Origin of the sequence: Bacillus sp. EKM208B, from assembly GCF_011800725.1 — a bacterium.
Classification (GTDB): domain Bacteria; phylum Bacillota; class Bacilli; order Bacillales; family Bacillaceae; genus Bacillus; species Bacillus velezensis.
Map to the genome: position 1 here is coordinate 483451 of NZ_JAANHO010000004.1, position 15734 is coordinate 499184.

The window sequence follows — 15734 nt, forward strand, 5'->3', positions numbered from 1 at the left end:
GTCTTTCGGCCAAGAAAATGAATAAACCTTGAAATAAATATCAAAAATTTCCGCCATTTGGCGCAGCAAAAAAAGAGCCGTCATGCCGACAGCTCCGCCTTACGTAAAATATTCGATTTTCGCTTTCGGGAAATAGGTTTCGATATAAGACTCCAGTGTTTCCCTTAAAGCATGCTCTTCGTCTTTTTGGTATATATACTTGCCGATTCCGTAGCGTCCCCATTTGTATCTGCGCTTTTCTTCATCAAGCTCAAGCTTTGTTTTCGGATAGTTCTTCTCAATCACCCGTTTGGCCGGTTTTGTAAAACGGTGCTGGATCAGTTCAAATGTGATGTCATGCCGAACGCCTTCATCAAGCGCCGCGTCAAGTTTCTCAAACAGTTCCTTATAGCCTTCCTCCCAGCCATCGTGAATATAAATCGGCGCCACGATGAAACCGAGCGGATAGCCCGCTTTAGCGACTTTGACGGCGGCTTCTATCCGTTTGTCGAGCGGAGAAGTTCCCGGTTCAAAGTTTTTAATGACATAGTCCGCATTGATGCTGAATCTGAACCTAGTCTTTCCGTTATGTTTTGCATCAAGCAAATGATCGACGTGGTGAAATTTAGTCACGAATCTGAGCTGTCCCAATTCGCTTTGTCCGAAATGTTCAATGGCTCTTTTTAATGTATGTGTCAGATGATCGATTCCTACGATATCAGATGTACAAGAGGCTTCAAATCTTGTAAATTCCGGCGCCCGTTCTTTCATATACTCATCAGCCTGATCCAGAATCTCTTCCACATTGACATATGTCCGGATGTAAGGCTTTGACCCCATCGTCGTCTGCAGGTAGCAATAGTGACAATGCCCCATACAGCCCGTCGCAAATGGAATGGCATATTCGGCGGACGGCTTTGAAGAATCGAATTTCAGTGTTTTCCGGACGCCGATTACCAATGTTGATTTCGCGTTCCGGTATTGCTGCAAGTGATTTTTTCCCGGAATATTCCGGACTTGATTATGCGATGTCGTTTCTCTGATCTCAAGCCCCATGTTTTCAAACTTATTCTTCAGCTCTTGTCCTAACGGGTATTCGAGCGCTCTCGGTTCAATATAAACAAGCTGGGGCACAAACGGCTTCAGCATAGACAGACACTCCCTTTACATATTCTCATGTTGTTACTTTCCGTCCAAAAGAGAGTGAATATGCGTTGTAAACATTTCCTTTGATCAATGATACCGGTCTTCTTCAAAAAGCTCGCTGTAAAGCGCTTCCGCTTCCTCATATGTCGAAAAGACCGCGTCATCTTCGGCCAGCGGATGATAGGTTTCGTATAAAAACAGAGAAAGTTCTCCCTCATGATACGGGTGATGGACGATTTCCGCCTCTTTAATATGGGCAACATTGGCGGCATGCGGATTGCGGTAAATCACATACACCGTATCCCCCGCTGCAAATGATTTTGTCATAATAATCCCTCCTGTTGAAAGTTATTGTTCCCCCCTTTTTTCCGAATATGAAAAAAACCAGACGGCTTACACCGTCTGGCTTTTGTATTACTTATTGAATGTTTCTTTAACGAATGCGACAACCTCTTCTGTCGTGCTCATAGACAAGATTGTTTCTTTGAATGATTCAGCTTCTTTTTTAGAAAGCTTGCTGATCTGCGTTCTTGCCGGAAGGATGGATGTAGCGCTCATTGAGAACTCATCTAAGCCTAAGCCGAGAAGAATCGGAATCGCAATTTCGTCTCCCGCCATTTCTCCGCACATGCCGACCCATTTGCCCTCTTTGTGAGCGGCTTCAATAACAAGGGTGACCAGACGAAGGATCGCCGGATTGTATGGCTGATACAGATAAGCTACGCGCTCGTTCATGCGGTCAGCAGCCATCGTGTATTGGATCAAGTCATTTGTTCCGATACTGAAGAAGTCAACTTCTGTGGCAAACTGATCTGCGATAACGGCTGTAGACGGAATCTCTACCATCATACCGACTTCAATATCGTCAGAAACCGCTACGCCGGCTTCAACGAGTTTTTCTTTTTCTTCGAGAAGAATCGCTTTCGCCTGTTTAAACTCGTTTACTGTCGCAATCATCGGGAACATGATTTTTAAGTTTCCGTATGTACTTGCACGAAGCAGCGCACGAAGCTGAGTTCTGAAGATTTCTTGCTCTTCAAGGCAAAGGCGGATGGCTCTGTAGCCTAAGAACGGGTTCATTTCTTTAGGGAGCTGCAGGTATGGAAGCTCTTTGTCGCCGCCGATATCCAATGTCCGCACGACAACTGATTTTCCTTCCATACGCTCAAGAACCGTTTTATAAGCGTCAAACTGCTCGTCTTCCGTCGGAAGCTGGTCGCGTCCCATGTAAAGGAATTCCGTACGGTAAAGCCCTACAGCTTCTCCTCCGTTTTCAAGAACGCCTTTTACATCGTCAGGTGTGCCGATATTTGCGGCAAGCTCTACATGATGGCCGTCTTTAGAAACAGTCGGTTCATTGACGAGCTTCGCCCACTCAGCTTTTTGCGCCAGGTAAGCACTGTGCTTTTCTTCATATTTCTTTAACGTTTCACGGGAAGGATCGATGATCACATCACCATCGATGCCGTCTACGATTACCGTAACACCGTTTTCAATTGTCCCTGTAGCCGCTTTTGTGCCGACAACAGCCGGAATTTCAAGCGAACGGGCCATGATCGCGGAGTGTGAAGTGCGTCCGCCGATATCAGTTGTAAAACCTTTTACAAACTGGCGGTTTAATTGCGCCGTATCAGACGGTGTCAAATCTTCAGCCACGATAACAACCTCTTCTGAGATCATGCTCGGGTTCGGAATTTCCACGCCCAGCAGGTGCCCCGTCACACGTTTTGTTACGTCACGGATATCCGCCGCACGCTCTTTCATGTACTCGTTATCCATTGATTCAAACATAGTAACGAACATGGAAGCTGTTTCTTTCAGAGCGAATTCAGCATTGACTGAATCTGTGCTGATTTTCTCCTTTACCGGGTTCAACAGCTCAGGATCACTCAGAACTAAAAGGTGCGCGGAGAAAATGTCAGCTTTGTCTTGTCCCAGTTCTTTTAAAGCATGCTCTTTAATTTTTTCAAGCTCTTCTTTAGAACGTACAATCGCTTCATCAAAACGGCTTACTTCAGCCGCAGCATCAGCAATGTTTTTCTTTTCAACCGTTAAGTCCGGCTCTTCAAGCCGGTATGCTTTCGCAATCGCAATTCCGGCTGAAGCGCCTATTCCTTTTAATTCTTGCATTACTCGCCGAGTCCTTCGCTTTTCATTGTTTCTTCTAAAGCGTTAAGAGCATCGTTTTCGTCAGCGCCTGAAGCGGAAATTGTGATTTCAGCGCCTTTAGCGATACCTAGAGACATAACGCCCATGATTGACTTAAGGTTTACTGTTTTGCCGTTATATTCTAAGTTTACGTCAGCATCGTATTTGCTTGCAGTCTGTACAAGAACTGTCGCAGGACGAGCGTGGATTCCGGAATCTGCTGTTACTTTAAATGTTTTTTGTGCCATGATTATCATTCTCCTTTAAATTAAAGCTATTTTACTACACAATATTATATCATACAGCCGTACTTGTCATCTGACAAGCACGGCGTATTTATATGCTTATTTTCCGATTTTCACAATATCTTTTTGTTCCCGTTTTACGGTACCTTCGGCCGAAAGGGAAATCGCTTCACCCTCGGCAAGATTTGTAAAGACAATCGGTGTCATTAATGAAGGAACATGAGGTTTAACCGCTTCAAGATCAACTTCAAGCAGTTTTTGCCCCGGTTCAACCCGGTCACCCTCAGAAACACACGAAGTGAATCCTTCACCTTTCAGGCTGACTGTGTCGATTCCGAAATGAATGAGGATCTCTCTTCCGCCGTCAGACTGAAGGCCGATCGCATGTTTTGTCGGGAAAACATTCAGCACTTTTCCGCGGACAGGCGATACGACGATTCCTTCTTCAGGAAGAATCGCAAAACCGTCACCCATCATTTTTCCTGAGAACACCTGGTCAGGCACATCGGTAATCGGATGGATTTCGCCGGTGATCGGAGAAGCGAACACTTCTTCACCCTGCTCGTTTCGGAGCGGATCTGCGATAACCTCTTCAACCTGCTGGCTGACTTCTTCTTGCGCGGATACTTTCGGTTCAGGGCGCGGCGTGCGTCCGGCGATAATATCCTGCATCTGTGTTTTTAAACCGTCAGAACGCGGGCCGAAAATGGCCTGAATGTTGTTTCCGACTTCAAGAACGCCTGAGGCGCCAAGCTGTTTCAGACGGGCCTTATCCACTTTCTTCTGGTCGTTGACCGTAACGCGGAGCCTCGTGATACAAGCGTCAAGGTGCTTAATGTTTTCCTGATCACCCATTGCCTGCAGGATTTCATAAGGAAGGTCGCCGGCTTCGCCTGAGGCGCCCGCACCTTCATCCGCAGCCTCTTCTTCACGGCCCGGCGTTTTCAGATTGAACTTTCTGATCGCAAACCGGAAACCGAAGTAGTAAATGACGGCTAATCCTAAGCCGACCGGAATGACAAGCCACCAAGCCGTCCGGTTAGGCAGAATTCCGAACAGGAAGTAGTCAATCAGACCGCCTGAGAAGGTCATACCGATTTTTACATGCAGCAGCTGCATGACCATAAAGGAAAGCCCCGCGAAAACGCAGTGAATCGCAAACAGGATAGGAGCCACAAACAAGAATGAGAATTCAAGCGGCTCGGTAATTCCCGTTAAGAAACTTGTCAGAGCGGCAGAACCCATGATTCCGGCTACAAGTTTTTTCTTTTCAGGCTTCGCTTCATGATAGATTGCAAGTGCTGCCGCCGGAAGACCGAACATCATAAACGGATATTTCCCCGTCATAAATGTTCCCGCCGTCAGCTGCACGCCGTCTTTGATCTGAGCCATGAAAATCCGCTGATCTCCGCGGATGATGTCTCCGGCGGCATCTTTATAGCTGAAAAATTCATACCAGAACGGCGAGTAGAAAATGTGATGAAGACCGAACGGAATCAATGACCGCTCAATCATCCCGAAAATAAAGGCCGCCAAGGTTGGATTCGCTTCCACAAGACCCGTGGAGAAGGAATTCAGACCGTGCTGGATCGGAGGCCAGATCACTAACATAATAAGACCGAGAATTAATGCGGAAATTGATGTGATAATCGGGACGAACCGCTTACCCGCAAAGAATCCGAGGTACTGCGGAAGTTCAATTTTATAAAACTTGTTGAACAATAACGCGGCCAGAACCCCGACGATAATACCGCCGAACACGCCCGTCGCCAAAGTGGGTATCCCCAGCATGTTAATATAGGCCGGATGGTTTTCCGCAAAAAACTTTGCCCGTTCAATTTTGTCAGACGGAATACTGCCGTTTGCCATAAGCACGGCGCTCATGGATACGTTCATGACCAAGTATCCGATAATAGCCGCGATTCCGGCAACACCGTCTCCGTTGGCAAGACCGATCGCAACCCCTACTGCAAAAAGAAGCGGCAGGTTGTCAAATACGATTTGGCCGGCGCTTTCCATGACGTTCGCCACAAGCTGAACGTTATCATTGCTTAAGAAATGCATGACTTGAATCATATCTTTGTTCTGCATGGCATTCCCTAACGCAAGCAAGATCCCCGCAGCCGGTAAAATCGCAACCGGAAGCATAAGAGCACGGCCGATTTTCTGGAGAACGCCGAATAATGCTTTAAACATAAAAGATGTACCTCCTCTGTTAGCTAGTGTGACCTTACAGCGAAAATTCATGACAACGAATTCACTGGCGCAAGTCTTCAGTTTAACCGTTTACATTTGCCCTTTTACACAACAAAAAAGGCATGAGTAAAAAGGGTGTGCAAAATAACGGGATCGTTCTTCCCGTTTTTTACCCTCAATCACTCATGCCTGATCGAATCAGTGACACGTTTTTAAGGTTTCAACTGAAATTATGAAATTTTATTGGTTAATCGGTACAAATGAAGCGTGAGATAAACCGCTTCCGCCTCATGAACTGGTTTTTTCAGTATTTGCTGCAAGATTTTTATCAGTTTCCAAGCAGTATTGTAGCATAGCGGGTATTCATTTTTCAATAATAACATTAACTTTTCTGGTTCTTTTGTCTGCTCTTCCCGATTAATCCTGTCTATGGTAAATCTGATATGCCGGATCAGCCGCAAATAGTGGACGCTTTCTTTATTCACTTTCATCTGGAAAGATTCCTCTATCACCTGAACGAGCCGGGACATCAGCTGTGAATGCTGATTGACCTCTGAAAGGGGCCGATTCGTCAGGGCGGAATGGATATGCAGAGCGATAAAGCCGATCTCTCCTTCCGGAAGGCAGATTCCCGTCTTTTCATTAATCATGCCGACGACTTCACGGGCAATTTGGAATTCTTCCGGATAAAGCGTTTCGGTTTCCATAAGAAACGGGTTTTTAATGTCAAAGCCCTGCTGCAGCCGCTTTACCGCAAAGGCGATATGGTCAGTCAGCGCAATATGGATATGCTCATTTAACGGTTGGCTTGTCCGCTTCTTGATATGATAAATGACGTCATTGGAGATGTCGACAAGTGTCTCGTCCACATAACCGAGGAGCTTTTTAAATTGTTTTTGTTCTTTTTCATCCTTTAAGATGAACATCTTGTCATACCCTTTATCTTCAATGACATCCGCTTGTTTTTTTCCAAAGCCGATCCCTTTTCCGATTAAGACGACCTCACTGTATCTATCATGTGTTGCGATGAGCACATTGTTATTTAATACCTTTTCAACTGTAAAGGACCCCTTCATGATCCTCAGCTCCTTTGTCATTCAATACCTCATATCGTACAAAACGAACGGAAAGCGCGTCAATTCTTTTTTTAGACGGTTGATCGTTCAATAAGTCGGTAATCAAGAACTTTCCTTGCCGGAGGCCCGCCGCTGATCCGGTTCTCAAGCATGTGAAAAGCCTGCTTTCCCATTTCTTTTGTTTGTATATCTATTGTGGAAATACCTAACATCTTGCTGATATCATGATTGTCGATGCTCAAAATCGCAAGCTCTTCCGGGATGCGTGTCCCGTTTGCCTTGGCTTCAAGGTAAAGACCTGCGGATACTTGATCATTCGCCGCAAACAGCGCAGTCGGTTTGTCATCCCAGCTCTTCCATCTATGAAAAAGGGCTTTCCCGTCAAGCAGCGTCAGCGCCTTTTCCACAACCAGCTCTTCCCTGTAAGGCTGCCCGATCTTCTTCAGCGCCTCTTTGTATGCGGCAATGCGTACTTGACTGTTTTTTCCCTTTTTTCTGGCCAGGCTGATCGCTATTTTCCGGTGTCCCTTTTCTATCAGATAATCCAGACCGTGCCGAAATGCTTCCCGATGCGGATTACTGATGGAGGAAAGCCCTGCCGCATCAGTGTACTGGCAGAGGATGAGCGGTTCTTTCACGGTAAGCAGATGCTCATCAGGAATTGCTTTGGAGCAGATAATCAGGCCGTCCACTTGGCGCTCCTGTAATTGTGATAAGGCAAAACGTTCTTTTTGCTGCTGATAATCTGTCTGGTATAAAGAAAGATGCACGCCTGACGTTTCGGCAGCCTCGGCAATACCTGCAACAAGGTCTGCAAAATACGGAAGATTCACCGACGGAAGCACAACGCCGATCATATCGGAAAAACCTTTGGATAAATGCACAGCATGAATGTTGCGCGTATATCCGAGCGATTGCATCGCTTTTTTCACTCTTTCTCTTTTGTCCTTACTTACATAAGGATGATCGTTTAACACTCTTGATACCGTTGTAACGGAAACCCCGGCAGCGCCGGCAATGTCTCTGATCGTAGCCATGGCGTCCCCCCTTTCTTTTTTTCCCTTGATCTGGAATGCGTTTCATACAGTAAGCTAGAAACAGATACAGCCTATTCGTTTGAAAGGAGAAGAACAGCGATGGGGATTCTTTGCTTAATCGGTTTGTGTCTGGCCATAGTCGGCGGCAGTTACCTTGCCATGCGGCCCCTGAATGAAAAGCATGACATCAAACCATTTCAGCATTTTGATGATTTTTTCATTTAAAAGGTGATAAAAAAGGACGCTGCGTTCCAGAACCGTCCTTTTTTATCACAAAGCTTTCTATTTCAGAATCGTTAATTCTTTCGGATACTGCGTTAATGCTTCGGCGCCGTCTTTTGTGACGAACACATCGTCTTCAATGCGCACGCCGCCGACATCCGGCACGTAAATCCCCGGTTCTATCGTGTAGACCATGCCTTCTTTGAGGAGTGTGTCGTTCGCGCTGCTCATTGATGGATATTCGTGAACCGAAATCCCGAGTCCGTGGCCGAGGCGGTGCGGGAAATAGTCTCCGTATCCGGCTTTTTCAATAATGCCGCGGGCTTTTAAATCAAGATCGCCGATTCTGACGCCGGGTTTGCTTAATTGAAGCGCCGCCTGTTCAGCTTTAAGCACCGTTTCGTAAATCTCTTCCTGTTTCGGGCTGATTGATTGGTATGCGAATGTTCTCGTAATGTCTGAACAGTAGCCGTCAAGAATAACGCCCAGATCAAACAGAACGAAATCGCCTTTTTTCAACCGGTCTGCACCCGGATTTCCATGGGGCTGGCCTGATTTTTCCCCGAACAGCACCATCGTTGAAAATGACATGCCCTGCACGCCTTTTTTCTTCAGCTCAAACTCAATCTGCGCGAGTACTTCGGTTTCACTCACACCCTCTTTAAGCGCCGCGACACCGACTTCAACTCCGTAATCCGCGAGTTTTGCCGCTTCCCTGAGAATGCTGATTTCCTTCTCATCTTTTACGAGACGGAATTGGTTGAGCGTTTCTTCTGCCGAAACAAATGCCGCGCCCCCTGAAGCTTGTTTGAGCTGTTCTGAGCGGGAAAGAGAGATCGAATCCTTTTCAACCGCGATGGAATCAAGCCGCACATTTCGTTTTGTGAGCTCGGCTTTGATCAGCTCCCACGGATCTTCGTGATCGCCGTAGCCGATAATACCATGCTCCCACCCGGCGCTTCGGGCTTGTCCGGCTTCCATTCCCGGACAAACGAAAAACGGCTCCTGTTCCTGAAACAGGAACAATCCCATTAACCGCTCATGCGGATCCGTGTAAAAATCAGTTAAATAAAATACGTTTTCCTTTGTATGTATAAACGCCGCATCATGTCCTTCTTTTTTCAGCCAAGATGAAACACGTTTTAATCTGTTCATTTTTTGCTTTTCCTCCTTACCAAAGTGACTCTTTATTCATTCTATCAGTTTTCCGGCGTTTATGCTGTGAACGAACATTAAAAAAACAGCCGCCCGTGTGCGGCTGTCATGTTTATTTTAATAATCTCAGTCCGTTCAGTATGACCAGAATCGTGCTCCCCTCATGCCCGATCACGCCAAACGGCAGTTCCATCACCTGCAGAAAGTTAGCGCAGATCAAAAGGCAGATGACCGAGAGCGAGAAAACAATATTCTGCTTAATAATCCGGTTCATTTTCCTTGAGAGTCTGCACATTTTCACAAGCTTGTGAAGATCATTTTTCATAAGGACTAAGTCAGCCGTTTCAAGAGCCACGTCCGTTCCCCCGCCCATCGCAATACCGACGTCAGCGGTTTTCAGAGCGGGCGCGTCATTAATGCCGTCCCCCACCATGGCGATTGTGCCGTACGTTTCTTTCAGCTTCTTCACTTCTTTTGCCTTTTGGTCCGGCAGACAATCGGCAACAACCGTCGTCATGCCCGCCTCTTTTGCAATGGCAGCCGCAGTTTCAGACTGATCGCCGGTGAGCATGGCTGTTTGAATGCCCAGTGATTCAAGCTCAGCCATCACGGCTTTCGCTTCAGGTCGGATTTGATCCTTTAAGGCAAAGCAGCCCGCAATCCGGTCATCTTTCTTGACAAAGACCAGTGTAAAGCCTTTATCCTTTAATTCTTTTCCCGATGTCTGCAAAAAAGCATCTGCCGCATCTTCACCTGCAAATCCCGCTTTTCCGACCATCCATTTGACGCCTTCTATTTCAGCCTGAACACCGAATCCGGACGTCTCGTCAATCGATAGATGTCCTGCGGGCGCGGCGCCCCGGCTTTCGGCAAATTCAGCTATCGCTTTTGCAAGCGGGTGGCTTGATTGCTTTTCTATCCCATACACCGCCTGCATGATCTCATCTTCACTCACATTTTCCGCAGCTTGAAATGCCGCGACTGCCGGCTGTCCCTTAGTGACCGTGCCGGTTTTGTCAAAAGCGATCATCCGTACGCTTCCCAGCTGCTCTAAAAACACACTTCCTTTAACCAATAATCCGTTGCGGGCCCCATTTGAGATAAGGGAAAGCGCAGCGGGCATAATAGAAGCGACAAGCGCGCACGGGGAGGCGACCACCATAAACACCATCGCCCGGTAAAAGGTTTCACTCCAGCTCCAGCCTAAAGCGAAATGAGGAACGAATAAAAGCAAAGCCACGGCTAACAGCACGCCTTTGACATAGACACTTTCGAACCGCTCAATAAATGCCTGAGCCGGTGACACGCTGTTTTGGGCTGATTCCACCAGCCGGATGATTTTTCTGAATAAAGACTGTTCATTTGTTTTCGTCACACGGACCGTTAAGGAGCCGTTTCCGTTTACCGTTCCTGTAAACACAGAATCTCCGGCTGTTTTTTCCGCCGGCATCGCTTCACCCGTAAGCGCCGATTCATCGAGGCTCGTCACGCCAGACTCAATGATCCCGTCTGCTGCTACGCGTTCGCCCGGCTTAATGACGATCATGTCACCGATCTTAAGTTCAGCAGCCGGCACCCGCTTTTCCCGTCCGTCCGCAAGCAGAGTCGCTTCCTCCGGTTCCAGTTTCATCAAAGAGGTTAAATCACGGCTGCTTTTATTCATCGTATATGTTTCAAGCGCGCCGCTTAACGAAAAAATAAAGATAAGAACAGCACCTTCCGCCCAATAACCGATCAGGGCGGAGCCGACAGCCGCAAAAATCATCAGCAGTTCCACATTTAACGCCTTCGTCTCAATGGTATCCTCAATTCCCTCTTTCGCTTTTGCAAATCCCCCGATCAGGAAGGCAAGGATATACAAAGTGACGGACAGGCCTTTTGTTTCGGTAAAAAACCAGGCCGCAAGAATAAGGACGCCGGATACGAGCGCCGCAATGAGTTCTGCATGCTGGAGCCACTTTTTTCCGGCCCGCTCTTCTTGTATGTGCTGTTGTGAATGGGTTTGTGTCATCACTTGTTCATTCATTATGAATTCTCCTCTCTAATTGAGAACGCAAATCATCTTCAATTCCCCGATAAAAGCAAAACAGCCGCCTGACAGGCAGCATTTTCACAGTGTTATCGCAGTGTTTTCTTTATTATAGCATGCCGGCGGAAGATTTCAATTGTAATTGTTTTAATTTCTTTTTGATAATAATTATCATTAGTGTTTCTTCAGCTGTTCATTATATGCAAAAAAGGTGCGGGAGGAATTCCTCCCGCACCTTTTTATTTCTCTGACCATTCTTTTAATTGTGAGGCGGTCATCGGACCGACGATCTTTTTTTCGATTTCTCCTTTTTCATTCAGCAGAAATGACGTGGGAATCGTCATGACATCGTATTCCTTCATAAGCTCGCCTTTCGTGTCAAGAACAATCGGGAAAGTGAGATGGTGCTGACTGACAAAGTTTTGAACGGTATTTTTGTTTCGCTCGGCATTCATCAGATTTACCGTTACAAGGCTTACATCATCGGACTGATGCTGTTCATAATACGTTTGGAACTGCGGCAGTTCTTTTTTGCACGGCGGACACCACGATGTCCAAAAATGCAATATCGTTTTCTGCCCTTTATTCGGAATCGATATCTCGTCTCCTTCAATCGTCTTCATCAGAAACACGGCGGGAACTGCCTGTTTTTCTGATGAGGCGTTTGCTTCAGGCATCCAGACGGCGGCAGCTATCAAAAGGACTGCACATACAATTAGGCGGTTTTTATGCATATGATCTTCCTTTCACGCGTTTCGGATAGCTTGCCCTTCCTTATTGAAATGTATCAGCCTTTTCAGCTTTCGATCCGGGGCGCTGTTCTTCCGCCGCCCGTCAAAAACACGGAGACACCGAGGTCTTTGCAGATCGTCGCGTAATGTAAACTTGTCAGAAGAATCATGCCGGTATTCATGCCGAGTATAATGCCGAGCATTTGCAATTCCGGCATAGAACCGAGCACATACATCATCGAAAGCCCTACAATGCTGCTCCATACGTTATGATAAAACGCCGTTTTCACGTGGCCGATGCCGATCAGACAGGCCTGAAGCGGCATCACAAACAGGTGAAAAAGAAAAAACGGCCACAAAAGCTGCAAATAATACTGCGCTTCCGGAGACTGAAAAAACAAATGGGTCAGCGGGCCCGCGAACTGAAACATGACCCAGACTGCCGGAATGCCGTAGCCGAATGTAATAAAAATCGCTTGTCTCAGCCGTTTCAGCACAATATCATATTGGGACAGCGCATACGCTTCTGAAATGCTGGGAATCATGACGACCATCAGCGAATGGGCGATAAATGCGGGAAACGAACCGATTGTCATCGCTACACCGGCAAGCATGCCGTATTGATCAATCGCGGCTGTCCCGGCTGCCCCGGACGCCAGCAGCGCTCCTTTCACTAAAAAGGGTTCAATGGCGTTTGTCACCGCATGAAATATACGAAGTCCCGTTGTCGGGATGGATACGGCCAGGAGGCGTTTCCGCACGTCTTTCCCGCGAAGATGAATGTGCTGATGGCCGGAAAGCGCCCTCCGCGCCAAAATAAACTGCGTATACAAGTAAACGAACACCACAACATCGCTTGCGACCAGCACAAATAACGAAATGAGCACGGCCATATCAATTTCAAAAGAGTACCATTGAAAAAAGATAAACAGACAAAGCACTTGAATGATTTTTTTCAAGACATTCGCAACCGCGATTTTTCCCATTTGCTGCACACCCATAAAATAACCTCTGGCGATGGATGTAAAAGCGACGACTGGAATCAGCCCGATGACAATCCCTTTAATAAACGGGTGATACGTATCAAATACAGGAATGAACGGCAGCGCGATGCTTGCGGCCGCGGTTGAAAACGCGGTAAAAACGGCGGTCATTCTGAAGGCATGCCGGAGCATGCTTTCATGCAGCTTCTGATTGGATTCCGCGATGAATTTTGAAATAGAGATCGGAAGCTCCAGACTGGCGATCACGATAATTAAAAAAATGGTGGGCAGAATGCTCATGTAAAGCCCCATCCCATGCTCGCCAAGCTCCCGCGCCAGTATCATATTCACGACAAATTCCAGACATTCCGCGAAAAAGGCGGCGATGGATAAAAGAATGATCCCTTTCACAAATCGATTCATGGTGTCTCTCCTTGTCTCTCGTTCTTCCATCATCATATGAGACAAGTTCTGAAAATATTTTCGATTTCTCAAAATTGAAAAAAGCATAGCCGGGATATTTTTGATCCCGCTATGCTTACATCGCAAATACGTGTCTGCCGATCCGTTCGATAATTTTTCGGGAACGGATCCAGTGGTCAGATGCCGTTTTCGGATTGTAGAAAAACAACGCGTTCGTTTCTCTGCCCGGATGGTCAAGCGCCTCATTTGCGGCGGCGACGGAATCCTTATCCGGCTTTTGATTAATGCTTCCGTTTGCTACCGGTTCAAATGCATTCCTTTGATAGATCACACCCCGAATGGTATCCGGGAAGCCGTTTTTTTCAGTGCGGTTCAGCACTACGCTGGCTACCGCAACCTTCCCTTTATAAGATTCACCTTTCGCTTCTGCGTGAACGAGACGTGCCAGAAGTTGTCTGTCAGCGCGGGAATACGTTTTTTTCGGCGGCTGATAAGCCGTCTCTTCCGGTTTGGCTTTCTTCTCTTGGTGAGATGACAGCTTTATCGGTTGGATAGAATGCTTATGATCCGTTTTTGAAAGCTTCGGAACCGAGCTTTTTTTATTTAAATCAGCAACCAGTGTGCTGGGTTCTTGCTTTGGCTTCTTCGCAAAAGTAAACAGAGCTTCTGTATGTTCAATTTTTGATGCAGGCATAAAACATAGAAAAAAGACAGCCAAGGCAGCAAATTTTGTCGTCATACGATTTCCTCCTTAAATACTTCACTACCTTAACAAGAGCTGTGCGCAAATTCACGGTTAAAGATTTTCCAGTGCTCCCAATCAGCTTTTATGATGGAAGAAGTTCGTTAACAGCCTTGTTATTGGCAGGAAAACAGCCGTCATTTTCACAACATTAACCAAATAGCAGTAAAAGTATCCATCGGAGGGATTTTACATTTTGTTTACATCTGTTACAGCCAGATGAAATGAGAAACTAAAAAACAAAAAAAAGACTCCTCAAGTGCGAGGAGCCGTCAGCTTCTTGGCTGTTCTAAATACTGAAATATAACATCTCCGCCCTGCTGGGCAATACCGCGGAAATGCTTAAAATCTTCCTGCTTCGACAAAACCGCTCGAAATGCAAGAAAATGTTCTTTCTGCACCCTGAATTCTTTGATTTCACCGGTGCGCATTTGGTTGATACGTTCTGAAATTTCCTCAGGCAGCAACGAATACAGCCTCCTTTTCTCGGCTTTTTCCCGAAAAACAATATACCATCTTTCCCCCGCCGGGACAATGATTGAGCGGGCTGATACCCATATCGCTTTACTTCTTAAAGAAAATACTGCAAAATATTTTCAAACAGGATTTATGATAAAGGAGAGGAAGCTCGTGAAAATTGCTAAGGTTGGAAACGTCATTGAATTTAAAAACGGATTAACCGGTATTGTTGAAAAAGTAAATGAAAACTCCGTCATCGTTGATGTAACCATCATGGATAATTATCGTGACCTTGAATTAGATTCCCTCACTGTCGTCAACCATAAGAATTATAAAATCATCAGAGACTCCTATTAAACCCCCCCGAACATCCGAACCATTTACATATCCCGCACAAAAGCTGCCGCCCGGCAGCTTTTTCAAATGAATTCAGATCTCGGTCATTTCTACATAAAAATCACCGGTCTCATCTTTATTGTAAAGATTTGTGACGGATGTATAGTAGTTGGTTATTTTACCGCGGAATTCAAGCCCGCGCTCGGGCGCCTTGATGTCAAATGTTTTTTCATACAAAAGGACGGCAATATCATGATACGTTTCAGAGGTCACCTTCAATACAAATGAAATCATGCGGCCGTTTTTGCCCGCACTTTCTTTACAATCATACATTTTCAGCCTTACACCGTTTAACTCTAACGGCTCCATAACGAACACTCCTTCTTTTTACAGGACATGCTATCATGCTGACCATTCCTTTACAATCGATCCGCTCCGAATGAGAAAAAACAGCGCAGGTCTTTACAAACATACGTTCCCTATTTTATAATAAAACAGACGAGCTGCCATCCAGCACCCGTCACGTATTGAAGCGGCGAGTACACTCCCCCCGGGTTTACTCGTCTTTTTCTTTTCTCCAAATGATCTCTCTTTTCCTTATAGAAGTTCTGTGCAAATATCATGCACCTTTTTGGCGGCGTGGCACAGACGAAAAATACCCCCGCTTAAAAGGCGGGGGTATTTAGGTTATATTCCGAGACCGTACTCCTTCTGAAAATTAACGGTTGTTAATCGTCTCCGGGTACATATCATGATTCTTCATCCGATGTTCGGCCATTTTTTCATATTTTGTTCCCGGTCTGCCGTAGTTTGTATACGGGTCAATG

The 15734-nt window shown here is 46.2% G+C and carries 16 protein-coding genes and 1 pseudogene; 2 read left to right on the forward strand and 15 right to left on the reverse strand.

Annotation, left to right across the window (positions count from 1 at the left end):
• Positions 1–99: 99 nt before the first annotated feature.
• From splB to G9F75_RS10175, 7 genes are all read right to left on the reverse strand, one after another.
• The gene (splB, locus tag G9F75_RS10145; RefSeq protein ID WP_017417669.1) at positions 100–1128 is read right to left on the reverse strand and encodes a spore photoproduct lyase; all 1029 of its coding nucleotides are present in this window, start codon (positions 1126–1128) and stop codon (positions 100–102) included.
• 84 nt (positions 1129–1212) lie between these two features.
• Positions 1213–1452: a splAB operon transcriptional regulator SplA gene (splA, locus tag G9F75_RS10150; RefSeq protein ID WP_003154646.1), complete on the reverse strand. Its 240-nt coding sequence runs from the start codon at positions 1450–1452 to the stop codon at positions 1213–1215.
• Positions 1453–1539: 87 nt separating this feature from the next.
• Positions 1540–3255, reverse strand: a complete 1716-nt coding sequence (ptsP, locus tag G9F75_RS10155) for a phosphoenolpyruvate--protein phosphotransferase (protein ID WP_029973671.1) — start codon at positions 3253–3255, stop codon at positions 1540–1542.
• Entirely contained in the window at positions 3255–3521 is a 267-nt protein-coding gene (locus tag G9F75_RS10160; RefSeq protein ID WP_003154654.1) for a phosphocarrier protein HPr, read from the reverse strand. Before G9F75_RS10160 ends, ptsP begins: the two co-directional genes overlap by 1 nt.
• A gap of 96 nt (positions 3522–3617) precedes the next feature.
• Entirely contained in the window at positions 3618–5714 is a 2097-nt protein-coding gene (ptsG, locus tag G9F75_RS10165; protein ID WP_071181735.1) for a glucose-specific PTS transporter subunit IIBC, read from the reverse strand.
• A gap of 230 nt (positions 5715–5944) precedes the next feature.
• Complete coding sequence (glcT, locus tag G9F75_RS10170) at positions 5945–6811, reverse strand: glucose PTS transporter transcription antiterminator GlcT (RefSeq protein ID WP_012117426.1); 867 nt, start codon at positions 6809–6811, stop codon at positions 5945–5947.
• A gap of 50 nt (positions 6812–6861) precedes the next feature.
• Complete coding sequence (locus tag G9F75_RS10175) at positions 6862–7827, reverse strand: LacI family DNA-binding transcriptional regulator (protein WP_021493767.1); 966 nt, start codon at positions 7825–7827, stop codon at positions 6862–6864.
• 99 nt (positions 7828–7926) lie between these two features.
• Between G9F75_RS10175 and G9F75_RS20085 the strand changes: the two genes are divergently transcribed.
• Positions 7927–8052 carry a hypothetical protein gene (locus G9F75_RS20085; RefSeq protein WP_014721086.1) on the forward strand — a complete coding sequence of 42 codons (126 nt, stop codon included), beginning with the start codon at positions 7927–7929 and terminating at the stop codon, positions 8050–8052.
• A 57-nt stretch (positions 8053–8109) separates the two neighbouring features.
• Here G9F75_RS20085 and G9F75_RS10180 read toward each other — a convergent pair whose 3' ends face one another.
• The 6 genes from G9F75_RS10180 to G9F75_RS10205 all read right to left on the reverse strand — a co-directional run bounded on the left by G9F75_RS10180 (position 8110) and on the right by G9F75_RS10205 (position 14579).
• Positions 8110–9204, reverse strand: coding sequence for a M24 family metallopeptidase (locus G9F75_RS10180; protein ID WP_014417594.1), 1095 nt, complete (start codon positions 9202–9204; stop codon positions 8110–8112).
• Positions 9205–9316: 112 nt separating this feature from the next.
• The gene (locus G9F75_RS10185) at positions 9317–11230 is read right to left on the reverse strand and encodes a heavy metal translocating P-type ATPase (protein WP_017417664.1); all 1914 of its coding nucleotides are present in this window, start codon (positions 11228–11230) and stop codon (positions 9317–9319) included.
• A 242-nt stretch (positions 11231–11472) separates the two neighbouring features.
• The gene (stoA, locus tag G9F75_RS10190; protein ID WP_017417663.1) at positions 11473–11967 is read right to left on the reverse strand and encodes an endospore biogenesis thiol-disulfide oxidoreductase StoA; all 495 of its coding nucleotides are present in this window, start codon (positions 11965–11967) and stop codon (positions 11473–11475) included.
• A 62-nt stretch (positions 11968–12029) separates the two neighbouring features.
• Complete coding sequence (locus G9F75_RS10195) at positions 12030–13370, reverse strand: polysaccharide biosynthesis protein (protein WP_003154663.1); 1341 nt, start codon at positions 13368–13370, stop codon at positions 12030–12032.
• Positions 13371–13485: 115 nt separating this feature from the next.
• A complete protein-coding gene (locus tag G9F75_RS10200; protein WP_014417591.1) occupies positions 13486–14109 on the reverse strand; it encodes a cell wall hydrolase in 624 nt (207 codons plus the stop codon).
• Positions 14110–14384: 275 nt separating this feature from the next.
• Entirely contained in the window at positions 14385–14579 is a 195-nt protein-coding gene (locus G9F75_RS10205) for a hypothetical protein (protein WP_014304905.1), read from the reverse strand.
• 163 nt (positions 14580–14742) lie between these two features.
• Between G9F75_RS10205 and G9F75_RS10210 the strand changes: the two genes are divergently transcribed.
• The gene (locus G9F75_RS10210; protein WP_003154669.1) at positions 14743–14928 is read left to right on the forward strand and encodes a YkvS family protein; all 186 of its coding nucleotides are present in this window, start codon (positions 14743–14745) and stop codon (positions 14926–14928) included.
• Positions 14929–15000: 72 nt separating this feature from the next.
• Here the strand turns inward: G9F75_RS10210 and G9F75_RS10215 are convergent, their stop codons facing one another.
• Both G9F75_RS10215 and G9F75_RS10220 read right to left on the reverse strand, forming a co-directional pair.
• Positions 15001–15276 (reverse strand): DUF3219 family protein, encoded by a 276-nt coding sequence (locus G9F75_RS10215; protein ID WP_014417589.1) that lies wholly within the window; start codon positions 15274–15276, stop codon positions 15001–15003.
• Positions 15277–15625: 349 nt separating this feature from the next.
• Positions 15626–15734, reverse strand: a pseudogene (locus G9F75_RS10220) (7-cyano-7-deazaguanine reductase); the annotation flags it as partial.